The organism is Aeromonas caviae (assembly GCF_000819785.1).
In the GTDB taxonomy this organism is placed as follows: Bacteria; Pseudomonadota; Gammaproteobacteria; order Enterobacterales; family Aeromonadaceae; genus Aeromonas; species Aeromonas caviae.
Map to the genome: position 1 here is coordinate 188,538 of NZ_CDBK01000088.1, position 21,426 is coordinate 209,963.

Annotated in this window: 17 protein-coding genes; 9 read left to right on the top strand and 8 right to left on the bottom strand. The window is 63.4% G+C overall.

The annotated features are described in order from the left end of the window. The first annotated feature begins 98 nt into the window (after nucleotides 1-98). Together fkpA and BN1120_RS15780 are read left to right on the top strand one after the other, a co-directional pair. Complete coding sequence (fkpA, locus tag BN1120_RS15775; RefSeq protein WP_029313875.1) at nucleotides 99-908, top strand: FKBP-type peptidyl-prolyl cis-trans isomerase; 810 nt, start codon at nucleotides 99-101, stop codon at nucleotides 906-908. 148 nt (nucleotides 909-1,056) lie between these two features. Continuing rightward, on the top strand, nucleotides 1,057-2,376 hold the full coding sequence (locus BN1120_RS15780; RefSeq protein ID WP_042016874.1) for a sigma-54-dependent transcriptional regulator: 1,320 nt from the start codon (nucleotides 1,057-1,059) through the stop codon (nucleotides 2,374-2,376). Nucleotides 2,377-2,445: 69 nt separating this feature from the next. Here BN1120_RS15780 and BN1120_RS15785 read toward each other — a convergent pair whose 3' ends face one another. From BN1120_RS15785 to BN1120_RS15795, 3 genes are all read right to left on the bottom strand, one after another. Beyond that, a complete protein-coding gene (locus tag BN1120_RS15785; protein WP_042016815.1) occupies nucleotides 2,446-3,312 on the bottom strand; it encodes a tetratricopeptide repeat protein in 867 nt (288 codons plus the stop codon). 98 nt (nucleotides 3,313-3,410) lie between these two features. Then, entirely contained in the window at nucleotides 3,411-3,746 is a 336-nt protein-coding gene (locus BN1120_RS15790) for a hypothetical protein (RefSeq protein ID WP_042016817.1), read from the bottom strand. A gap of 115 nt (nucleotides 3,747-3,861) precedes the next feature. Further along, entirely contained in the window at nucleotides 3,862-4,200 is a 339-nt protein-coding gene (locus BN1120_RS15795; RefSeq protein WP_042016818.1) for a DUF2956 domain-containing protein, read from the bottom strand. 248 nt (nucleotides 4,201-4,448) lie between these two features. Between BN1120_RS15795 and ushA the strand changes: the two genes are divergently transcribed. Then, nucleotides 4,449-6,119, top strand: coding sequence for a bifunctional UDP-sugar hydrolase/5'-nucleotidase UshA (gene ushA, locus BN1120_RS15800; RefSeq protein ID WP_042016819.1), 1,671 nt, complete (start codon nucleotides 4,449-4,451; stop codon nucleotides 6,117-6,119). Between the two features lie 193 nt (nucleotides 6,120-6,312). On the opposite strand, the gene BN1120_RS15805 is transcribed toward ushA, so the two are convergent. Then, nucleotides 6,313-7,167, bottom strand: coding sequence for a Tim44 domain-containing protein (locus BN1120_RS15805; RefSeq protein WP_010673257.1), 855 nt, complete (start codon nucleotides 7,165-7,167; stop codon nucleotides 6,313-6,315). A 421-nt stretch (nucleotides 7,168-7,588) separates the two neighbouring features. Here BN1120_RS15805 and dnaB point away from each other — a divergent pair, with 421 nt between their 5' ends. Together dnaB and alr are read left to right on the top strand one after the other, a co-directional pair. Continuing rightward, nucleotides 7,589-8,983 (top strand): replicative DNA helicase, encoded by a 1,395-nt coding sequence (dnaB, locus tag BN1120_RS15810; RefSeq protein WP_039040054.1) that lies wholly within the window; start codon nucleotides 7,589-7,591, stop codon nucleotides 8,981-8,983. 138 nt (nucleotides 8,984-9,121) lie between these two features. Continuing rightward, nucleotides 9,122-10,195, top strand: a complete 1,074-nt coding sequence (gene alr, locus BN1120_RS15815) for an alanine racemase (RefSeq protein ID WP_042016821.1) — start codon at nucleotides 9,122-9,124, stop codon at nucleotides 10,193-10,195. 157 nt (nucleotides 10,196-10,352) lie between these two features. Here alr and putA read toward each other — a convergent pair whose 3' ends face one another. Continuing rightward, complete coding sequence (gene putA, locus BN1120_RS15820; RefSeq protein WP_042016823.1) at nucleotides 10,353-14,300, bottom strand: trifunctional transcriptional regulator/proline dehydrogenase/L-glutamate gamma-semialdehyde dehydrogenase; 3,948 nt, start codon at nucleotides 14,298-14,300, stop codon at nucleotides 10,353-10,355. 399 nt (nucleotides 14,301-14,699) lie between these two features. Between putA and BN1120_RS15825 the strand changes: the two genes are divergently transcribed. Further along, nucleotides 14,700-15,137, top strand: a complete 438-nt coding sequence (locus tag BN1120_RS15825) for a VOC family protein (protein ID WP_041211205.1) — start codon at nucleotides 14,700-14,702, stop codon at nucleotides 15,135-15,137. Nucleotides 15,138-15,269: 132 nt separating this feature from the next. On the opposite strand, the gene fumC is transcribed toward BN1120_RS15825, so the two are convergent. Continuing rightward, nucleotides 15,270-16,661, bottom strand: coding sequence for a class II fumarate hydratase (gene fumC, locus BN1120_RS15830; protein ID WP_042016825.1), 1,392 nt, complete (start codon nucleotides 16,659-16,661; stop codon nucleotides 15,270-15,272). Nucleotides 16,662-16,783: 122 nt separating this feature from the next. On the opposite strand from fumC, the gene BN1120_RS15835 reads away from it, so the two are divergent. From BN1120_RS15835 to BN1120_RS15845, 3 genes are read left to right on the top strand one after another with little or no spacing between them, the layout of a single operon-like run. Next, a complete protein-coding gene (locus BN1120_RS15835; protein ID WP_010673264.1) occupies nucleotides 16,784-17,212 on the top strand; it encodes a MarR family winged helix-turn-helix transcriptional regulator in 429 nt (142 codons plus the stop codon). A 37-nt stretch (nucleotides 17,213-17,249) separates the two neighbouring features. Continuing rightward, nucleotides 17,250-18,311 (top strand): HlyD family secretion protein, encoded by a 1,062-nt coding sequence (locus BN1120_RS15840; RefSeq protein ID WP_042016826.1) that lies wholly within the window; start codon nucleotides 17,250-17,252, stop codon nucleotides 18,309-18,311. A 7-nt stretch (nucleotides 18,312-18,318) separates the two neighbouring features. Continuing rightward, nucleotides 18,319-19,857 (top strand): DHA2 family efflux MFS transporter permease subunit, encoded by a 1,539-nt coding sequence (locus BN1120_RS15845; protein WP_042016827.1) that lies wholly within the window; start codon nucleotides 18,319-18,321, stop codon nucleotides 19,855-19,857. A 66-nt stretch (nucleotides 19,858-19,923) separates the two neighbouring features. Here BN1120_RS15845 and pepE read toward each other — a convergent pair whose 3' ends face one another. Both pepE and BN1120_RS15855 read right to left on the bottom strand, forming a co-directional pair. After that, nucleotides 19,924-20,652: a dipeptidase PepE gene (pepE, locus tag BN1120_RS15850; protein WP_042016829.1), complete on the bottom strand. Its 729-nt coding sequence runs from the start codon at nucleotides 20,650-20,652 to the stop codon at nucleotides 19,924-19,926. Between the two features lie 120 nt (nucleotides 20,653-20,772). Beyond that, the gene (locus tag BN1120_RS15855) at nucleotides 20,773-21,384 is read right to left on the bottom strand and encodes a response regulator transcription factor (protein ID WP_042016831.1); all 612 of its coding nucleotides are present in this window, start codon (nucleotides 21,382-21,384) and stop codon (nucleotides 20,773-20,775) included. Nucleotides 21,385-21,426 lie beyond the last annotated feature (42 nt).

Sequence of the window (21,426 nt, forward strand, 5' to 3'; positions counted from 1 at the left end):
TTACCTGCGATCACGGCGTTAGTATAAGGCGCTTATCACGATAAACCTCTCATTTCACGAAGGAACCGAGAGCGGTATTTAGAGTTTTGGAGAAACTGATGAACAATTTTCTGAAGGTGTCCCTGTTGGCTGCGGCGGTTGCCGTCGGTCTGACTGCTTGCCAAAAAGATGAGAAACCTGCTGCGACCAACACCGCAGAGGTCAAGGCAGAAGCCAGCAAGCCGGCAGAGGCCCCCAAGGCTGAGGCCAAGAGCTTTGAAGAGCAATCCGGCTATGCGATCGGCCTCTCCATGGGTCGTTATATCGCCAATACCCTGGAGCGCCAGCAGGAGCTCGGCATCAAGCTGGACAACACCGTGATCCTGAAGGGTGTCACCGACGGTCTGGGCAAAGAAGCCAAGATGACCGACGAGGAGATCCAGAAGGTTCTGCAGGAATACGACGCCAAGATCAACGAGCTGACCAAGGCGAAGGCCGACAAGGATGCCGTGGAAAACCTGAAGAAGGGTGAAGAGTTCCTGGCTGCCAACGCCAAGAAAGAGGGCGTGAAGAGCACCGAGTCCGGCCTGCAATATCAGGTCGAGAAGATGGGTGACGGCGCCAAGCCGAAGGCCACCGACATCGTCAAGGTACACTACACCGGTACCTTGACTGATGGCACCAAGTTTGACAGCTCCGTCGATCGCGGCGAGCCGGCTACCTTCCCGCTCAACCAGGTGATCCCGGGCTGGACCGAAGGGGTGCAACTGATGCCGGTCGGCTCCAAGTTCAAGTTCTTCCTGCCGTCCAAGCTGGCCTATGGCGAGCACGGTGCAGGTTCCATCCCGGCCAACGCCGTGCTGGTATTTGACGTAGAGCTGCTGGCCATCGAAAAACCGGCTGCCGATGGCGACAACGCCAAGAAATAAGCTCAACGCACCATAAAAACGGCTCCCCAGGGAGCCGTTTTTGCTTGTGTATTGTCGCAATCCCCCGGATAAAGCGATGAGGCCGTCTTGAGTGTGTGGCGGCTAGCCCCCAGAATAGACAACAAAATCAAGCGCAAGGATGGATCTCGTGGCTGAAAGCAAACCCCGTGTCCTGTTGGTGGAAGATACCCGCAGTCTGGCGGTCGTCTATGAGCAGTATCTGGCCCAGGATGGCTACGAGGTGCAGCTGGCAGATTGTGGCCAGCAGGCTTTGGCACAATTGCTGGCAAGCCCGCCCTCCGTGGTGGTGATCACCGCTCACGGCTCGGTGGATGTGGCGGTGGAGGCGATGCGGTTCGGGGCCTTCGATTTTCTCACCAAGCCGTTCGATGGCAAGCGCCTGTGCGCCACGGCGCGCAATGCCCTGAAGCACCAGCAGCTCAGCTCGCTGGTGGCCCAGTATCGGGAAAACTTCGAGCGCAGCTCCTTTGCCGGTTTCATCGGCGCCTCCATGGCGATGCAGGCGGTCTATCGCATCATCGAGAGCGCGGCGCCGAGCAAGGCCACCGTCTTCATCACTGGCGAGAGCGGCACCGGCAAGGAGGTGTGCGCCGAGGCCATCCACCAGTGCAGCCCGCGTCGGGATCAGCCCTTCATCGCCCTCAACTGCGCCGCCATTCCCCATGACCTGATGGAGAGCGAGATCTTCGGCCACGTGAAGGGGTCGTTTACCGGTGCCCAGGGGGATCGCAAGGGGGCGGCCAGTCTGGCGGACGGCGGCACCCTCTTCCTCGACGAGATCTGCGAGATGGATCTCGACCTGCAGAGCAAGCTGCTGCGTTTCATCCAGACCGGCACCTTGCAGCGGGTCGGCAGCGGCAAGCTGGAGACGGTGGATGTGCGCTTTGTTTGCGCCACCAACCGGGATCCCCTGGTGGAGGTCAAGGCCGGACGGTTTCGTGAAGACCTTTACTACCGCCTGCATGTGATCCCGCTGGCGCTGCCCCCCCTGAGGGAGCGGGGAGAGGACATCCTGCTGCTGGCCCGGGAGTTGCTGCTGCGTTATGCCGGTGAGGAGAACAAGCGGTTCAGGGATTTTGATGCGGACGCAGTGCAGGTGCTGCTCGACTATCCCTGGCCCGGCAACGTGCGCGAGCTGCAAAACGTGGTGCGCAACATAGTGGTGCTCAACGATGGCGAGCTGGTGAGCCCGGATATCCTGCCACCTCCCCTCAACGGGGGGCGTACCCTGGCCCCGGAGCCTGCGGTCGGGATCGCGGATCCCCAGTCAGAATCCGTCGTCGTTCGCAGGCAGGTCCGTCCGCTCTGGCAGGTGGAGAAGGAGGCCATCGAGCAGGCCATCGCCAGTTGTGACGGCAACATCCCCAAGGCGGCGGCCCTGCTGGAAATAAGCCCTTCCACGATTTATCGCAAGAAGCAGAGCTGGGAAGAGGCGAGTCCGGCCTGAGCCGTCACCTCTGCTCCCGGGCAGACATGCTGATGTGCGGGGCGGCCAATTGGTCGCCCCGCACGCTTATCAGAGTTTGGCGAGCAGCTTGAGCCTGGCCAGTCGTTCTGCCTCGTTGGCGGTGAACCAGCCATCCTGTGACAGCAGAAACCAGGCGCGGGCAAAGTACTCGGTCGCCGCGGGATCATTGAGCACGAGTGCATTCTCCCCCAGCTCCTCGAACACATAGCCATCCTCGGGGGTGCTGACGGCGGCCATGTCGTCGCGCAACTGCGCCAGTTCGGCCATGGCCTGTTCATGGCGATCCTGGGCCCGGCTCAGGCGCGCCAGACTCCAGCGGGCGATAAAGGCTTTACCCTGGTTGTTGTGCTGCTCGTGCCAGGCCAGGCACTTTTGCTGACAGGCGATGGCCTCGTCGAGGCGACCCAGCTCGAACAGGGTCCAGCCCTGATTGTTATAGAGGGTGGCGAGCCAGCCCCGTGCCCGCTTGTCGTGACTGCGCTCGGCCAGGGTCATCGCCAGCTGGTGCCAGTGGCTCTGCTCCTCCAGGGGGGCGGCGATGGCCACCATGTGGGCCGCATCGATGGCCAGATAGTGCTCTTCGTGCTGTTCTCCCAGTTGCCAGGCCTGTTCAAACAGGGCTTTGGCGCTGGCCTTGTCACCGGCGGAGTTGAAGGTGCGGCCACGCTCCAGCAAGGCGCGCAGGCGGGCCCGTGGAGTCGCCTCGGTGAGGCGGGGTTCTATCTCGTCGAGCAGCTGGTGCGCCTGTGCAAACTTGCGTTGCAGTGAATGGGTGCGGGCTATCTGGGTGAGGAGCTCCAGCTCCCATTGCAGGTTGGTGGCACGCGCCTCGGGCAGCAGTGCTTGAAAACGCTGGGCGCTGGCAACGGGATCCTGATAATCCCACAGCGCCATGAAATCGGGCGGATTGTTCATCTGGCCTCCATGCCGGTTATCCGCCCACCAAGATGCCTGAAGGCCATTCTTTGTACAAGAAGGGGGGCTGGCGCCATCGTGACGCCAGCGCTTGCCGATCAGTAGACCATGGCAAGGCTCATCAGCATCAGACCCAGGGCAGCAAAGGCTCCCTCCTTGATAGCCAGGCGCGGTACCAGCGCCTTGGGCAGGGCAGGGAGCAGGCTCAGGGCAAAGCCGAACCCCGGCATCAGCCAGTGGAAAGCAGGGCTTCGCAGGGCGGGATCCGCAGCGCTATTGATGACGATGAGCAGGATAAAGAGGGTGAAGGCGGGCAGGATAAACCAGCGGGCATGGCCGGCGGCAACCGCCCGCAGTGGCGAGATGCGATAGAGCACCAGGGTCACGAGGAAGAGGGCGAGGGGAGCCAGCAGATAGAGCGGGGCCGGGTTCATGATGAGTGTCTCCTGACAAGGGGGGCAGAGTGTAGGCAGTCCGGGTGGGGAATGACCAGTCCCCCGCGCCCGGGCTGTGAAGCGGATCGCAGGGCAAAGGTTTGCCTGGGCAGGATCAGCGGAACCAGAACCAGAGCACGGCAAATACCAGCCAGCTCAGCATCAGCAGGATCCAGGGCAGCGGGTGCTGGCGGGTGAGCTCGATGACCTCGGCTTCGCTCTCCTCTTCCGGCGTCTCTTGGGAAGAGTGCCTGGCTTTGGCTTGCAGTTTCTTCTGGCGGTTGGCTTCGCGGGCCTTCGCTTTCATCTGTTTCTTGTATTCGTCTATGCCCTTCTGGATCCCCTGGGCGATGAGCTGGGTCTGCTCCTTGGTCTGCCCCGGCTTCTGGTTGGCACGGGCGATTTTCATCGCCTCCTGCTGGGTTTCGGGGGAAATTTTGTCGTACTTGGCCATTCCAGGCACTCCTTGGCATTGATTGGCGGGCAGTATGCCATAACCGTTACCGGCGGGCTGCCATCATGGGGGAAATTGCTCTGCGAGTGGGGCGCCTCTGTTCCAAATAGGGGAAACAGGTTGCGTGGATGATCACATTTGGCGGAATTTGTGAGTCGCCGATGAAAAACCGTCACATGTTGTTTGTTATATTACCGCCCGATCCTGGATAGGGTCGTCCAATAACAAAATAACAAGGTGATATGGAAATGAATTATAAATTTGTCAAAGGAAGTATCGCACTGGCAGTGCTTGCCGCATTGAGCGGCTGCAATACCTCAAGCAACGACAGCGTCGCCCCCTGCACCGAAAATGTCTGCAAGCTGACCATTTTGCATACCAATGATACCCACGGTCGTTTCTGGCACAACGACAAGGGCGAATATGGCATGGCGGCCCAGAAGACCCTGGTCGAGCGGCTGCGTGCCGAGGCGAAAGCGGCGGGCAGCGAAGTGCTGGTGCTCTCCGGCGGTGACGTCAACACCGGAGTGCCAGAGTCGGATCTGCAGGATGCAGAGCCGGACTTCATGGCCATGAACAGCATCCGTTACGATGCCATGGCGGTGGGTAACCACGAGTTCGACAACCCCCTGACCATCCTCGAGAAACAGCGCCAGTGGGCCCAGTTCCCGATGATCTCCGCCAACATCTATGACAAGACGAGCGGCAAGCGCTACTTCGATCCCTACAAGGTGTTCAAGCTGGAGAGCGGCCTCAAGGTCGCCGTGCTGGGTCTGACCACAGAGGACACCGCCCAGCTGGTGGATCCCAACAACGTCCAGACCCTGGAGTTCCGCGATCCGACCACGGAAGCCGCCAATCTCGGCAAGCAGATCCGCGACAACAAAGAGGCGAACCTGGTTCTTGCCATCACCCACATGGGCCATTACGAGAATGGTCAGCACGGCAGCAACGCACCGGGTGACGTGGAAATGGCCCGTGCGCTGCCGGCAGGCACCCTGGACGCCATCATCGGTGGTCACTCCCAGAACCCGGTCTGCATGGAGCCGGGTACCCCGGACAAGTACGCCGACTTCAAGCCGGGCGACGACTGCCAGCCGGATCAGCAGAACGGCACCTGGATCATGCAGGCTCACGAGTGGGGCAAGTATGTGGGTCGTGCCCAGTTTGACTATCAGAATGGCAAGCTGACCCTGACCCAGTACGATCTGATCCCGGTCAACCTGAAGAACGCGGACGGTGATTTCATTCAGGAAGAGATCGTCAAGGATCCCGAGCTCTACAACACCCTGCTCACCTATCAGGAGAAGGGACAGCAGGAGCTGGGTGTGGTCATCGGTGCCACCGATGGCGTACTGGACGGTGAGCGCTCCAACGTGCGCAACAAGCAGACCAACCTGGGTCGTCTCATCACCACCGCGACTGCCGAGAAGCTGAGCACCGACTTTGGCATCGTCAACTCCGGTGGTGTGCGTGCCTCCATCGCGGCAGGGGACATCAGCTACCGTGACGTGCTGACCGTGCATCCGTTCGGCAACACCGTCAACAAGGCGACCATGAGCGGCAACGAGCTGCTGACCTACCTGGGTCAGGTTGCGACCAAGACCGCCAATACCGGTGGCTATGCCCAGTTCGGCGGCATCAAGATGACGGTGGATTGCCAGGCCAAGAGCGTGGACATCGCCACCATCGGCGGGAAGGCCTTCGATCCGGCGGCAACCTACAGCTTCTCCATCCCGAGCTTCAGCGCGGCCGGTGGTGACGGTTATCCGAAGATCGACACCATCAATGCCGGTCTGGTGGATGCCGGTGTACTGAAGGATTATATCGCGGCGAAGAAGACCATTCAGGTCGCCGATTATCAGCCGGCCGGCGAGGTCAGCTATATCAACTCCACCTCGGTAGAGGGTTGCAAATAATCCCTGCACACCGAGCCAATAAAAAAGAGAGGCAGCCATGGCTGCCTCTCTTTTTATTTTCAATATCATCAGCAGTGTCTCTCGGGAAATATATCCGGCCACGGGAAGCTGCCCCGAAATAGGGCATGACACGATCTGATGGCAATAAAAAGGCGACCCTGAGGTCGCCTTGATGAAATGGGTCGGTTGAGCCTTAGAGCTGCTCGATGCCGACGATATGCCAGGGGGCATTGTCCTTGGCGAGATCACGCTCGAGGTGCCACACCTCCTTGATGTCCTCCTCGACCTGCTCCTGACGGTCCATGTAGCGGCCGCTGAAGCGCACGCTCACCTGGGCCCAGTCGCTGCCGTAGTCGGCACGGACCAGCTGGGTGTCCACGTACATCACCTCGGTGTGCTGCTCACCGGAGAGCTCGGCGCGTTCGGCCTTGAGGTGCTCGAACAGCTCGGGGCTCACGTACTCGCGGATCTTCTCCAGGTCGTTCTTGTTCCAGGCCTCTTGCAGGGTGCGGTAGTGATCGCGGGCACCGGCCAGGAAGCCGTTCATGTCAAAGCCCGGGGGCAGACGGAAGGGCACGTCGCTGTCGGCAAAACCGGTGGCCTGCGGGGCGCTGTGGCTCTGCTCGAACTGCTGGGGGGCCGCGCTCTGGGGCGGTTGATAGCCCGCATAGGCCGTCTGTGGCTGGGCCGCTGCCGCCTTGTTCCTGCGCAGGGCTCGGAACAGGAAGACACCGCCCAGTGCCAGCAGGGCGATCAGCAGGAAGTCCATCCCTTGCAGACCTTCGAAGGCACCGCTGCCCAGCAGGTAGGCGAACAGGCCGCCGGCCAGCAGACCACCCAGCAGGCCGCCCATCATGCCGCCTTTCTTGGGTGCCTGGGCGCCCACGGTCGGGTTCTTGGTGTCGACCGGCTTGGCTGCAGGTTGGGCCGGGGCCGTCTTGTAGCTCTTGCCAAAGGATTTGCCGCCACCAAGTTTCTTGGCCTCGGCGATGGGTGCCCCAAGGCCAATGGCCAGGATCAGGGCAAACAGGGTCAGCATCTTTTTCATTTTGACTCTTTCACTCTCATGTAGGTGGGGGCATGCTCTGCTTGTGCAAGCTCAGCGAGGCGCATGGCAGGCTGCCAGTCCCTTTTTGTGTTGCAGCTTGCGGGTATGATTATCACGGATGGCATGAATTATTCATGAACAGATTGAGTCGTCCGACAGGGGAGGCGCCCATGAAACACAGACGGCCGAGTCGCTCGGTGCGCAGGCTGCGCAACAAACAAAGAGCAAGAACGAAGGATCAGACCCTGGTCTGGCCCTTTCTCGTACTGTGAGGCAGGTCTGCGGCGCACAAGTGGATGACGCTGACGAGGTCTGGGTCCCGTCTTGTCGCCGGATGCGATGACGGGACGTATTAGCACTCGCGATGGCGGGGTTTCTTTTGTAAAATTCCCGTCCCCTTCCCGCTGCGGTTTTTATGTGTATGGCAGAGCAAGTGACGGCGAAAAAAGACGCCAAGACACAACAGCTGAAAGTACCTCCCCACTCTTTTGAGGCCGAACAGTCCGTACTGGGCGGCCTGATGCTGGACAACGAGGCCTGGGATCGGGTCGCCGAACGGGTGATCGACAAGGATTTCTACAGCCGCCCGCACCGCCTGATCTTCCAGGCCATGACCCGCCTCTCCAACGCGGGCAACCCCATCGACCTCATCACTCTGCAGGAGGAGCTCGAGCGCTCCGAGCAACTGGAAGAGGCCGGTGGCTTCGCCTATCTGGTGGAGATCGCCAAGAACACCCCGAGTGCCGCCAACATCAGTGCCTACGCCGAGATCGTGCGTGAGCGGGCGGTAGTGCGGGAGATGATCTCGGTCGCCAACGAGATAGTCGAAGCAGGCTACGAGCCCCAGGGGCGTACCTCCAACGATCTGCTGGACTTGGCCGAGAGCAAGGTGTTCCAGATCGCCGAGCAGCGCACCAGCGCCAACGAGGGCCCCCAGCCGCTCAAGCTCATCCTCGAGCAGACCGTCGACAAGATTGAAGAGCTGTTCAAGACCCCCCACAACGGGGTGACCGGCGTGTCGTCCGGCTACAACGATCTGGACAAGATGACCGCCGGCCTGCAGCGTTCGGATCTGGTCATCGTCGCCGCCCGTCCCTCCATGGGCAAGACCACCTTTGCCATGAACCTGTGCGAGCACGCGGCCCTCACCGCCGACAAGCCGGTGCTGATCTTCTCCCTCGAGATGCCCTCCGAGCAGATCATCATGCGTATGCTCGCCTCGGTGGGGCGCATCGACCAGACCAAGGTGCGGACCGGCCAGCTCGACGACGAGGATTGGGCGCGGCTCTCCTCCACCATGGGGCTGCTGCTGGAGAAGGGGAAGATGTACATCGACGACTCCTCCGGCCTGACCCCGACCGAAGTGCGCTCCCGTGCCCGTCGGGTGGCGCGGGACAACGGCGGCATCAGCATGATCATGGTGGACTACCTGCAGCTGATGCGGGTGCCGGCGCTGTCTGACAACCGTACTCTGGAAATCGGTGAAATCTCCCGCTCCCTCAAGGCGCTGGCGAAAGAGCTGCAGTGCCCCGTGGTGGCGCTCTCCCAGCTGAACCGAAGCCTGGAACAGCGGGCCGACAAGCGCCCGGTCAACTCGGATCTGCGGGAATCGGGCTCCATCGAGCAGGACGCGGACTTGATCATGTTCATCTACCGCGACGAGGTCTATCACGACGACAGCCCCGACAAGGGGATCGCCGAGATCATCATCGGCAAGCAGCGTAACGGCCCCATAGGACGAGTGCGGCTCACCTTCCAGGGTCAGTTCTCGCGCTTTGACAACTACGCGGGCCCGGCGTTTGATGATGACTACTAAGTAAGCCGGGAGCCTGCTCCCGGCATCCATAAACAGTTTTCCCGGTTCGACAATTCTGCCGGTCCGGCCTTAGACGATGAGATTTGAGGGCTGACACCACCCGGTGCCTGATTATCATGCCCTCGTAAGGGAAAACAGATGAAAGCGGCTATCGCCCAGATCAATACAGCGGCCCTGCGCCACAACCTCGCCGTGGTGAAACGCCACGCCCCCCAATGCAAGATCATTGCCGTGGTCAAGGCCAACGCCTACGGTCACGGCCTGCTGCCGGTCGCCCGCACCCTGGTGGATGCGGACGCCTACGCGGTGGCCCGCATCGAAGAGGCGCTGATGCTGCGCTCCTGCGCCGTGGTCAAGCCCATCGTGCTGCTGGAGGGCTTCTTCAGCGCCGCCGACCTGCCGGTGCTGGCGGCCAACAACCTGCAGACCGCGGTGCACACCTGGGAGCAGCTCGAGGCGCTGGAGCAGGCGGAGCTGCCTGCCCCCGTGGTGGCCTGGCTCAAGCTCGACACCGGCATGCACCGCCTCGGGGTACGGGCCGAGGAGATGCCCGCCTTTATCGAGCGCCTCGGCAAGTGCAAGAACGTGGTGCAGCCGTTCAACGTCATGACCCACTTCAGCCGCTCCGATGAGCTGGAGCAACCCACCACCCGCGAGCAGATCGACTTGTTCAGCCAGCTGACTGCGCCGCTCAAGGGCGAGCGCGCCATGGCCAACTCGGCAGGCATCCTGGCGTGGCCGGATTCCCACTGCGACTGGGTGCGCCCCGGCGTCATCCTCTACGGCGTGTCGCCTTTCCCCAATACGGTGGCGGCGGATTACGACCTCAAGCCGGTGATGACCCTCAAGACCCAGCTCATCGCGGTGCGCGATCACAAGGCGGGCGAGCCGGTAGGCTATGGCGCCAACTGGGTGTCGGATCGCGATACCCGGCTCGGGGTGATTGCCATCGGCTATGGCGACGGTTATCCGCGCATGGCCCCCAATGGCACGCCAGTGCTGGTCAATGGCCGCATCGTGCCCCTGGTGGGCCGTGTCTCCATGGACATGACGACGGTGGATCTCGGTCCCGGCGCCACCGACAAGGCGGGCGACGAGGCTGTGCTCTGGGGGGAAGGGCTGCCGGTAGAGCGGGTGGCCGACCAGATCGGCACCATTCCCTATGAGCTCATCACCAAGCTCACCTCCCGCGTCTTTATGGAGTACGTGTAGGCGAGCCGCCCCTCATCCCCCACCCTTCTCCCGCGAGGGGAGAAGGGAGAACAAAAAGGCCGCCCCGACAGGGGCGGCCTTTTTCATGGGCGTGTCCCATAGACGAAAGAACAAGCCCCGCATCGGCGGGGCTTGAGTCTCCGTCACTATGTGGCGCTTAGCCGATAGTCATCAGGCTGGCGTTGCCACCGGCGGCGGCGGTGTTGACCGAGAGGGCGTGCTCGATGAGCAGGCGTTCCAGCGGGATGTCGGTCTCGCCGCGATGCAGGCCGTGCACACCGATGATGGCGCCGTTACGGGCTGCCTGGCGTGCGGCGGCGAGCTTGCTCACCTCCCGCAACTGATCCGAGTCGCCGTGGTGCAGCAGGGCATCGAAGTCTGTCTCCCCCGTGGCCCAGTCCGCCACCAGCGCGATGGGATCCCGCACCTCGGTCGGCAGGGAAGAGAGCAGGGAGCGTGTCTGGGCATCGTCCGGCAGCAACACCTGGCTGCCGACCGCCAGACAGGCGGCCAGCTGGGCCAGCAGGTCGGCCTTCTCCTGGGCAAGACAGAGCACCCGTTCCCGGGGCAGCAGGCTGTAGCTGTTGCGCTCGCCGGTGGGGCCGGTCAGCAGCTGGGTACGGCCGCTCTGGGAGAGCGCGGCGTAGTGATCGCACAGGGCGGCGAGGGCCGGATCCTGCTTGCTCGCCCAATCGCGCAGGGCCACGAGGGGGGCTTTCGCCTCGGCATGCAGGGCACCGGACTCCTGGTGCAGCTGATTGGCCACCGCCTCCTGGGGACGGGCGCCGAGCAGGCGATACATGTAGAGCGGGCCACCGGCCTTGGGACCAGTGCCGGAAAGCCCTTCCCCACCGAAGGGTTGCACCCCGACCACGGCGCCCACGATGTTGCGGTTGACGTAGAGGTTGCCCACCTTGGCCACGTTCACCACCTGAGCGATGGTCTCGTCGATGCGGGTATGAACACCCAGGGTCAGGCCGTAACCGCTGCCGTTTATCTGCTCGAGCAGCTCCCCGAGCCGGGTGCGCGGGTAGCGGACCAGGTGCAGCACAGGGCCGAACACTTCGCGACCCAGCTCGTCCAGGCTGTCGAGCTCGATCAGGGTCGGCAGCACGAAGGTGCCGCGGCTGCAGGCATCCCCCTGGGTGCGAGCGATCTGGTGCACCTTGCGCCCCTTGTCGCCCATGGCCTTGATGTGGCGCTCGATGTTGGCCTTGGCCTCGGCGTCGATGACGGGGCCGATGTCGGTGGAGAGGTGCTCGGGGCTGCCGACCTTGTACTCGGCCATGGCGCCCTTGAGCATCCGGATCACCCGATCCGCCACGTCATCCTGCACGCACAGCACTCGCAGGGCGGAGCAGCGCTGACCGGCGCTGTCGAACGCCGAGGAGATGACATCCATCACCACCTGTTCGGTCAAGGCGGAAGAGTCGACGATCATGGCGTTCTGGCCGCCGGTCTCGGCGATGAGGGGAATGGTGCGACCCTGGGCGTCGAGGCGACCGGCCAGGTTGCGGGAGATGATGCCCGCCACCTCGGTGGAGCCGGTGAACATGACGCCGCGCACCCGTTCGTCCGCGATGAGCGCCGCACCCACGGTCTCACCACGGCCCGGCAGCAGTTGCACCGCTCCGGCGGGTACCCCCGCTTCCAGCAGGATGCGCACCGCTTGTGCCGCGATGAGGGGGGTCTGCTCGGCAGGCTTGGCCAGCACCGTATTGCCGGCGGCCAGGGCCGCGCACACCTGGCCGCTGAAGATGGCCAGCGGGAAGTTCCAGGGGCTGATGCAGACCACGGGGCCGAGCGGCCTGTGGGTGTCGTTGGCGAAGTGGTTGCGCGCCTGGGCGGCGTAGTAGCGCAGGAAGTCCACCGCTTCGCGCACCTCGGCGATGGCGTTGGCGAAGGTCTTGCCGGATTCGCGAACCAGCAGGCCCATCAGGGGTTGCAGTTCGGATTCCATCAGATCGGCGGCCCTGTCCAGCACGGCGGCCCGCTCGGCTGGCGGGGTGGACTGCCAGATCTGGCCGCTCGTGAGGGAGCAGGCGAGCGCCTTGTCCACCAGCGCTACCGTGGCTTCGCTCACCTGACCGACGACATCGCGGTGATCCGCCGGGTTGAGCACGGGCTGGAACTGGGTCGGCGCCTCGGTGTCGCAACCCAGCATGGGCAAGGCCTGATAGGCGGTGTTGGTGCTGGCGAGCAGGGCGGCGGAGAGGGACCCCAGGCGGTGCTCGTTCGCGAGATCCAGACCTGCGGAGTTCGGGCGCGCCTCGCCGTAGAGATCCCGGGGCAGGGGGATGCGCGGATGGGGCAGACCCAGGGTCCCTTCACGGGCGGCCATCTGCTCGATCTGCTGCACCGGATCCTGCACCAGATCCGAGAGGGAGATGTTGTTGTCCGCGATGCGGTTGACGAAGGAGGTGTTGGCCCCGTTCTCCAGCAGGCGGCGCACCAGGTAGGCGAGCAGGGTCTCGTGGCTGCCCACCGGGGCATAGATGCGGCAGGGGCGACCCAGCTTGCCGTCGGCCACCTTGCCGACCACCTGTTCGTAGAGCGGTTCACCCATGCCGTGCAGGCACTGGAACTCGTACTGGCCCGGGTAGTAGTTCTGACCGGCGAGCTGGTAAATCGCCGACAACGAATGGGCGTTGTGGGTGGCGAACTGGGGATAGATGGCCTCGGGCACCGCCAGCAGCTTGCGGGCGCAGGCGAGGTAGGAGACGTCCGTGTAGGGCTTGCGGGTATAGACCGGGTAGCCTTCCAGCCCTTCCTGCTGGGCGCGCTTGATCTCGCTGTCCCAGTAGGCGCCCTTCACCAGACGGATCATCAGGCGGTGACGGCTGCGCTTGGCGAGATCGATGACGTAGTCGATCACATAGGGGCAGCGCTTCTGGTAGGCCTGGATGACGAAACCGATGCCGTTCCAGTCGGCGAGGGACGGATCGAAGCAGAGCTTCTCCAGCAGATCGAGGGAGATCTCCAGGCGATCGGCCTCCTCGGCGTCGATGTTGATGCCGATGTCATACTGCCTGGCGAGCTGGGTCAGGCCCAGCAAGGTGGGGTAGAGCTCCTCCATGACGCGATCGTACTGGGCGCGGCTGTAGCGCGGATGCAGGGCGGAGAGCTTGATGGAGATACCCGGCCCCTCGTAGATGCCGCGACCGTGGGAGGCCTTGCCGATGGCGTGGATGGCCTGCTCGTAGGAGGCCAGATAGCGTTTGGCGTCCTCCTCGGTCAGGGCCGCTTCCCCCAGCATGTCGTAGGAGTAGCGGAACCCTTTGCTCTCCATGCCGCCTGCGTTCGCCAGCGCCTCGGCGATGGTCTCGCCGGTGACGAACTGTTCACCCATCAGGCGCATCGCCATGTCGACGCCCTTGCGGATGAGCGGCTCACCCCCCTTGCCGATGAGTCCCTTGAGGGAGCTGTTCATGCCCGCCTCGTTGTGGGTGGCTACCAGCTTGCCGGTGATGAGCAGACCCCAGGAGGCCGCGTTGACGAACAATGAGGTGCTCTGGCCCAGGTGCTGGCTCCAGTTGCCGCCGCTTATCTTGTCACGGATCAGGGCATCCCGGGTCGCCTTGTCGGGGATGCGCAGCAGCGCCTCCGCCAGGCACATCAGGGCCACCCCTTCCTGGGAGGAGAGGGAGAACTCCTGAAGCAGTCCCTGGACCAGGCCCTGACGGCCGCTGGCGCTCTTCTGGTTGCGCAGCTTCTCGGCGATGCCCATGGCCAGCTTCTGGGTCGCGTCAGCCTTCTCCTTGGGCAGACGAGCCTGCTCCAGCAGCATGGGGACGGCTTCGGTCTCGGGGCGGCGATAAGCCCCCGTGATGGCGGCCCGCAGCACGGACTGGGGCAGAATGCTCTCGGCAAACTCGAGGAAGACCTGGATGCCCTGCTCGGTCAGGGTCTCGACGGCCTCTTCCCCGGCGGCGGCAGCCAGCCCGGAGTGCTCGGGCGGGGTCAGACCGCGATCCAGTTGCTCCAGATAGGTGAAGATGGCTTGCTTGATCAGCCAGTGGGGAGTGCGATCCAGAGTCTGCGCAGCCTGTTTGAGGCGGTCGCGGGTCGCTTCATCGAGTTTGACGCCGAGGGTGGTAGTGGCCATGGGACTTCCTGTGTCTAGAAGGTAACAATATTACCGGACGGTTAAATTTCGCCGATGATGGTGCAACCAGGTGCAACCTTCAAGCAAGAAATTTTAATGTATTGGTTACATTGTTGAATTCTTCCATGAATCCGGTCTCCATCAGGCTCCTTTCAAGCCTGCCGCTTGTCCGCTTTTCACAGCATTATTAATGGGTTGGCAATGCATCTTATGAATGCCTACATGAGGTGCAACCCACTGCAAATCGGGTTGCACTTTTGCGTGTTCGACCGAACTTGGGCTGTGAGCGCGGCTCCCCCAGGCGGGGAGGGGGACCGGATCGCCACCTGACGGTGCCCCGTGCTCTTCTATGCTGTTAGCTGGCCACAGGGGCCAGCTATCGGTGACAAGGAGAAACCCATGGCGCGTGTCAGTACCTATCTCAATTTTGCCCGGGAGACGGAGGCTGCCTTCCTCTTCTATCGCGAAGTGTTCGGCGGTGACTTCAGCGGCCCCATCCACAGGTTCAAGGAGTCCCCGGGTTGTCCGGGCCAGCCCCCTCTATCGGAGGAAGACGGGGAGCTGGTGATGCATGTGGCCCTGCCCATCCTTGGGGGCCACGTGCTGATGGGCACGGATGCTCCGGCCAGCATGGGGTTCACCCTGGTGCAGGGCAACAACAGCTACCTCAACCTGGAGCCGGACAGCCGGGGCGAGACCGATCGCCTGTTCGCAGCCCTGGCCGAGGGAGGCAAGGTGGAGATGCCGCTGGCGGAGATGTTCTGGGGTGACTATTTCGGATCCCTGGTGGACAAGTTCGGCACCCACTGGATGTTCAACTGCCAGAGCAAGACCTGACGGCAGATCTGCAATGAAAAGGGCGCCATGGCGCCCTTTTCATCTTTATTGCCCATCACTGTCCCTATTTGCTGCGCCCCGCCACCTGCGGTGGTATGCCCCGGGTATGGGATTGCCGTGCGCTGCGCTGCCTTATGGCGTGCGGCCCACCATGTCAGCGGGGATCACCCAGGCATCGAACTGCTCCGCGCTGAGGTGGCCCGAGGCAATGGCCGCCTCCCGCAGACTCAGCCCCTGATGGTGCGCCCGTTTGGCGATCTCGGCCGCCTTGTCATAGCCGATATGGGGGTTGAGGGCCGTCACCAGCATCAGGGAGCGAGAGAGCAGATCGTTGATCCTGGCCTGGTTCGGGGTGATGCCGACGGCGCAGTGGTCGTGGAAGCTCTGCATGCCGTCCGCCAGCAGCCGCAGGCTCTGCAGGACGTTGTAGGCGATCATCGGCCTGAACACGTTGAGCTCGAAGTTGCCGCTGGCACCGCCGATGTTGATGGCCACATCGTTGCCCATCACCTGGGCGCAGAGCATGGTGAGGGCCTCGCTCTGGGTCGGGTTGACCTTGCCGGGCATGATGGAGGATCCGGGCTCGTTCTCGGGGATGAGCAGCTCCCCCAGCCCGCTGCGGGGGCCGCTCGCCAGCCAGCGCACGTCGTTGGCGATCTTCATGAGGGAGGCTGCCAGCGTCTTGAAGGCACCGTGGGCGTGAACCTGGGCGTCACTCGCCGCCAGGGCCTCGAACTTGTTGGGGGCGCTCACCAGCGGCAGGCCAGTCTGCTCGGCCAGGGTTCTGGCCACCGCCTCGGCAAAGCCGGGAGGGCAGTTGAGGCCGGTGCCCACGGCGGTGCCGCCGAGCGCCAGCTCGCACAGATGGGGCAGGGCGGCCCGTAGATGGCGCTCCCCCTGTTCAAGCTGGGCGACCCAGCCGGAGATCTCCTGGCCCAGGGTGAGGGGAGTGGCATCCTGCAAATGGGTGCGGCCAATCTTGACGATGTGGTCGAAGGCGGCGGCCTTGCCTGCCAGGGTCTGCTTCAGGGCAGCGAGGGTCGGCAGCAACCGCTGCGTGATGGCGGTGACCGCCGCCAGGTTCATGGCGCTCGGGAAGACATCGTTGCTGGACTGGCTCTTGTTTACCTCGTCGTTGGGATGCACCAGCCGCGCTTCCCCCCGGGGGCCGCCGAGCAGTTCGCTGGCCCGGTTTGCCAGCACCTCGTTGAGGTTCATGTTGGTCTGGGTGCCGGAGCCGGTCTGCCACACCATCAGGGGAAACTCGGCGTCGTGCAGGCCGCACAGGATTTCGTCGGCAGCGGCCATGATGGCCTGGGCCTTGCGGGCGGGGAGCAGCCCCAGGGCGTGGTTGACCCGGGCGCAGGCGGACTTGATGCGGGCCAGGGCATGGATGATCTCCATGGGCTGGCGCTCCCCCGAGATGTTGAAGTGATGCAGGGAGCGCTGGGTCTGGGCCCCCCAGAGCCTGTCCGCCGGGACGGCTATCTCCCCCAGGCTGTCCCGCTCCATCCTGATATCCATGACGTGTCTCCTGCCGTTGAGGTGGTGGCACCCAGCATGAACCCAAACGGCGGCCGGGGCCAGCTTGCACATGGATACGCTTTGCATATAATAAGTAAAGCTTACTATATGGGTTGCATATCATGAACAAACAACCGGACACCCTTGGCTTTCTCATCGGCGACGTCCAGCGTCTGATGCGCCGCCAGTTCCAGCAGCAGCTGGAGGGAAGCTGCCTCACCCTGGCCCAGGCCAGAGCTCTGGTGCACATTGCACGCAGCGAAGGGATCCGCCAGGTGGATCTGGCGGAGCGGCTCGACATCCAGCCCATCACCCTGGCCCGTCAGCTCGATCAGCTGGCGGAGAGCGGCCTGGTGGAGCGGCGCAGCGACCCCCATGACAGGCGTGCCTATCAGCTCCATCTGACCGAAGGGGCCACCCCCTATCTGGCGATGATCAAACAGGCGTCCGATCTGGTGCATCAGAGGGCCATCGGCGAGCTGGGGGAGGAGGCGACCGAGGCGCTGTGCCGCTCCCTCAAGATCCTGCGTGCCAACCTCGGCCACCTCTGATGCTTTCCTGTGATGCCAACCAACGTGGAGCCATATCATGACCACTGATTCCCCCTCTTCCTCCCTTCCTGCCGCCAACCGGCGCCGTACCCGCCTGCTGTTGCTGGTGGTGGTGCCGGCACTGGCCCTGATCGGCGCGGGCGTTATCTACCTGCAGGGCGGGCGCTATGTGGAGACGGACAACGCCTATGTGAAGGCAGACAAGGTCCCCATCAGCACCGAGGTGCTGGGCCGGGTGGCCAAGGTGTTTGTCGAGGAAAACCAGCAGGTCCGGGCCGGCCAGCCGCTGTTCGAGCTGGATCAGGAGTCCTTCCGGGTCGCCGTGGCCAAGGCCGAGGCGGAACTTGCCAAGGTGCGCACCGATCTGGTGGCGCTGCAGACCAGTTATCGCGGCCAGCAGGCGGAGATCGCCGTGGCCCGCACCCGCCATGCCTATGCCCTGAAGGAGGAGCGTCGCCAGGCGGATCTGGTGACCAGGCACTTCACCTCCACCGCCAATTACGACGATGCCCGCCAGCTCACCATACAGACCGCCCAGCAGCAGGTGGCGCTGGAGGAGGGGCTCAAGAAGATTGAAGCTTCCCTCAGCGGGGACGTGAACCTGCCAGTGGAGCAGCAGCCCGCCTATCAGGAGGCCGCGGCCGAGTTGGCCAAGGCCAGGCTGGATCTGGCTCGCACCACCATCTATGCCCCCGCCAACGGCATCGCCAGCCAGCTGCCCAAGCCCGGCCAGTACAGTCTGGTGGGCATGACCGCCATGATGCTGGTGGAGACCGACACCCCCTGGGTGGAGGCGAACTTCACCGAGACGGAGCTGACCCATGTGCAGCCCGGTCAAAAGGTGGACATCAGTGTGGATACCTACCCCGATGCGCACTGGACCGGAGTGGTGGAGAGCCTTAGCCCGGCCACAGGCTCCGAGTTTTCGGTGATCCCGGCCCAGAATGCCACCGGCAACTGGGTCAAGATCGCCCAGCGAGTCGCGGTGCGCATCAAGCTGGACGAAATGGCCTCCGGGCCTACTCTGCGCGCTGGCCTGAGCGCCATCACCAAGATAGACACCGGCCACAAACGCAGCCTGCTGGGCTGGTCATTCTGAGGTTAATATGACGACGCAAAGCCATCAGGGGGTGGATCAGAGCTCCCGACGTGGCTTCATCACCCTGTCGGTGATGTTGGCCACCATCATGCAGGCGCTGGACACCACCATCGCCAACGTCGCCCTGCCCCATATGCAGGGGGCCATGGGCGCCACCCAGGATCAGATCTCCTGGGTGCTGACCTCCTACATAGTCGCGGCCGCCATCTTCATGCCGCTGACCGGTTTCATCTCGGCAAGAATTGGCCGCAAAAGGCTGTTCATGTGGTCGGTGGCGGGCTTTACCGTTGCCTCCATGTTGTGCGGCGCGGCCCAGAGCCTGGATCAGATAGTGCTGTTCCGCCTGCTGCAGGGGATCTTCGGCGCCAGCCTGGTGCCCCTCTCCCAGGCCGTGCTGCTAGACACCTATCCGCCTGAGAAGCACGGCTCTGCCATGGCGCTCTGGGGGATAGGGGTCATGGTGGGTCCCATCCTGGGGCCGTCGCTGGGGGGCTGGCTCACCGAGTACTACAACTGGCGCTGGGTCTTCTACATCAACCTGCCGTTCGGCCTGCTGGCCTGGTTCGGGCTTACCGCCTTCATCGAGGAGACGAAGATCGATGCCAGCCGCCGCTTCGATCTGCTGGGCTTCGCCCTGCTGAGTCTCGGCATAGGGGCATTGCAGATGGCGCTGGACAGGGGGGAGTCACAAAACTGGTTCGCCAGCCCCGAGATCGTCATCGAGACCATCCTGATGGTGATGGCGTTCTACCTCTTCGTGGTGCATATCTTCACCCACCCGCACCCCTACATAGAACCGGCCCTGTTCCGGGATCGCAACTTCAGCGTCGGTCTGCTCTTCATCTTCATCGTCGGCATCATCTTGCTGGCGACCATGACGTTGCTGCCTCCCTTCATGCAGGGGCTGATGGGTTACCCGGTGATCGACGTGGGTTACCTGCTCGCCCCGCGCGGGGTGGGCACCATGGTTGCCATGATGCTGGTGGGCAGGCTGTCGGGCCGGGTGGACGCCCGTTACCTCATCCTGTCAGGGCTGCTGCTCACCAGCTTCTCCATGTGGGAGATGACCCTGTTCAACACGGACATCGGCAGCTGGGACATAGTGCGCACCGGCATCATCCAGGGGCTGGGGCTCGGCTTCATCTTCGTGCCCCTCTCCACCATCACCTTTGCGACCCTGGCGCCGCGCTATCGCAACGAGGGGACGGCGCTGTTCAGCTTGGTGCGCAACATCGGCAGCAGCATCGGCATCTCGGTGGTGATCACCTATCTGGCCCAGCGATCCCAGATGAACCACGAGGCGTTCGCCGCCTACATCACCCCGTTCAATGTCAACCTGCATCAGGGCGGGGGCATGGCGGAGCTGATGACGCCGAAGGGGCTGGTCATGATCAACGGCGAGGTGACCCGGCAGGCCAGCCTGCTCGCCTACCTGCAGGATTTTCGCCTGATGATGTGGGTCAGCCTGTGCGCCGTGCCGCTGGTGGTGTTGCTGAGGGCTCCCGGGCGCAGCGGCTCTCGGGAGGAGATGGCCATTCTGGAGTGAATCACGAAGGGGCGAGCAACAAAGAAAGAGGGATGGCGCAGGCCATCCCTCTGTCGTTTGGCAGGATCAGCGTGCCGGCGTGAAGGGGGTGAGCGCTGCCAGAGGCGCAGCGTCCCCGTATTCCCGGATGGGTTCGCCGTGCTTGAAGATCTTGAAGGTCTCGCCCCGGGCACTCCAGTACTCGATGTGATTGCCGCCGATCTGCAACAGGCTCGCCTCGCGCAGGGCCACCACGGATTCGCTCGGGTTGATGGCGCAGAACTCGGCCAGACGCTCGTCCCGGGTCTCCCCCATGTGGCCGCTGATGCTGGCGTCCAGATAGTGAGGGTTGATCTGCACGGGGAAGAGCCCCAGCGCAGGCAGCACCACGGCGCTGCACACCGGCATGTCGTTGGTGGTGCGGATGCTGGGGGTGGCCACGTTGCAGCCGGCGCTCCAGCCCACATAGGGCACGCCCCGCTCGCGCACCGCACGCTGGATGGGGACCACCAGACCATACTCGTGCAGCCGCTGGTTCAGGAGCCAGGTATTGCCGCCGCTGATGAAGATGGCGTCGGCCCGGTTGATGGCATCCACCGGATCGTCGAAGTGATGGATGCTGATGGCGTCCACCCCCAGACTCTCGGTGAGCTCCCGGGCACGGGCATCCCAGTCGCTGCGGATCACCGCGTAGGGGATGAGCAGGATGCGCTTGACCTGATTGCGAGCGAGCAGGGTTTGCACCCGGTCGCGGGCCCAGCCGAGCAGGCCGGGGTGTTCTGTGGTTTTACCGTTGCTGAGCAGAAGCAGTTCCATGATGTGTCCTCGAAACAAGGCGCAGGACCCGGGCGGTCCTGGTGAAGAGAAGAGGGCACTCTACCGCCATCGAAGCGCCAAATGTGTGATCCCTGCCCGTTTTGTACGGTTGCAGGCCACTCAGGGGTGTTCGCTCACCTGCGCGTAGCGCAGCAGCATCTCGGCGAGGGAGTTCACCGCCAGGCGTTTCATCAGGCTGGCGCGGCACACCTCGACGGTGCGCACCGAAATGCAGAGATCCTGCGCTATCTGCTGGTTCTTGTGGCCCCGGGCGATGAGCTGCAACAACTGGCGTTCGCGCGGGGTGAGGCGCTCAAAGGCGGCCAGCTGGGCGAGGCGGGTGGCCGCCGCCTGCGTCGCCTGCTCGGCCCGCTCGATGGCGGCGAGCAGGGGGGCCAGCTGCACCGGTTTTTGCAAGAAATCCACCGCCCCCAGCTTGAGGGATTCCACCGCCAGTGGCACCTCGCCGTGGCCGGTGAGAAACAGGATGGCGATGGGGCTCTGGGCCGCCTTCAGCCGCTGCTGGACCTCGGGGCCCGAGAGCCCAGGCATGCGGCAGTCGAGAATGAGGCAGGCGGGCTGGTGCAGGTCGACCTCGGCCAGGAAGCGCTCGCCATCGGCAAAGCTAAGCAGCTGCCGCTCGTCGCAGCTCTCCAGCATGAATCGCAGGGAGTCGAGCACGGCCTCGTCGTCATCGACCAGATAGAGCGGGGGGCGGGAGGGAAACGTCATCTCAGTTCCTCGGCATGTCGGTGGATGAAGGGAGGGTTTCGG

What these genes read in the sequence shown, in the direction of transcription:
- pepE (WP_042016829.1), bottom strand. Translation starts at nt 20,652, where the DNA reads ATGGAACTGCTTCTGCTCAGCAACGGTAAAACCACAGAACACCCCGGC.
- BN1120_RS15835 (WP_010673264.1), top strand. Translation starts at nt 16,784, where the DNA reads ATGAACAAACAACCGGACACCCTTGGCTTTCTCATCGGCGACGTCCAG.
- BN1120_RS15855 (WP_042016831.1), bottom strand. Translation starts at nt 21,384, where the DNA reads ATGACGTTTCCCTCCCGCCCCCCGCTCTATCTGGTCGATGACGACGAG.
- BN1120_RS15840 (WP_042016826.1), top strand. Translation starts at nt 17,250, where the DNA reads ATGACCACTGATTCCCCCTCTTCCTCCCTTCCTGCCGCCAACCGGCGC.
- BN1120_RS15805 (WP_010673257.1), bottom strand. Translation starts at nt 7,167, where the DNA reads ATGAAAAAGATGCTGACCCTGTTTGCCCTGATCCTGGCCATTGGCCTT.
- BN1120_RS15790 (WP_042016817.1), bottom strand. Translation starts at nt 3,746, where the DNA reads ATGAACCCGGCCCCGCTCTATCTGCTGGCTCCCCTCGCCCTCTTCCTC.
- fumC (WP_042016825.1), bottom strand. Translation starts at nt 16,661, where the DNA reads ATGGATATCAGGATGGAGCGGGACAGCCTGGGGGAGATAGCCGTCCCG.
- BN1120_RS15825 (WP_041211205.1), top strand. Translation starts at nt 14,700, where the DNA reads ATGGCGCGTGTCAGTACCTATCTCAATTTTGCCCGGGAGACGGAGGCT.
- fkpA (WP_029313875.1), top strand. Translation starts at nt 99, where the DNA reads ATGAACAATTTTCTGAAGGTGTCCCTGTTGGCTGCGGCGGTTGCCGTC.
- BN1120_RS15845 (WP_042016827.1), top strand. Translation starts at nt 18,319, where the DNA reads ATGACGACGCAAAGCCATCAGGGGGTGGATCAGAGCTCCCGACGTGGC.
- dnaB (WP_039040054.1), top strand. Translation starts at nt 7,589, where the DNA reads ATGGCAGAGCAAGTGACGGCGAAAAAAGACGCCAAGACACAACAGCTG.
- BN1120_RS15795 (WP_042016818.1), bottom strand. Translation starts at nt 4,200, where the DNA reads ATGGCCAAGTACGACAAAATTTCCCCCGAAACCCAGCAGGAGGCGATG.
- alr (WP_042016821.1), top strand. Translation starts at nt 9,122, where the DNA reads ATGAAAGCGGCTATCGCCCAGATCAATACAGCGGCCCTGCGCCACAAC.
- ushA (WP_042016819.1), top strand. Translation starts at nt 4,449, where the DNA reads ATGAATTATAAATTTGTCAAAGGAAGTATCGCACTGGCAGTGCTTGCC.
- putA (WP_042016823.1), bottom strand. Translation starts at nt 14,300, where the DNA reads ATGGCCACTACCACCCTCGGCGTCAAACTCGATGAAGCGACCCGCGAC.
- BN1120_RS15785 (WP_042016815.1), bottom strand. Translation starts at nt 3,312, where the DNA reads ATGAACAATCCGCCCGATTTCATGGCGCTGTGGGATTATCAGGATCCC.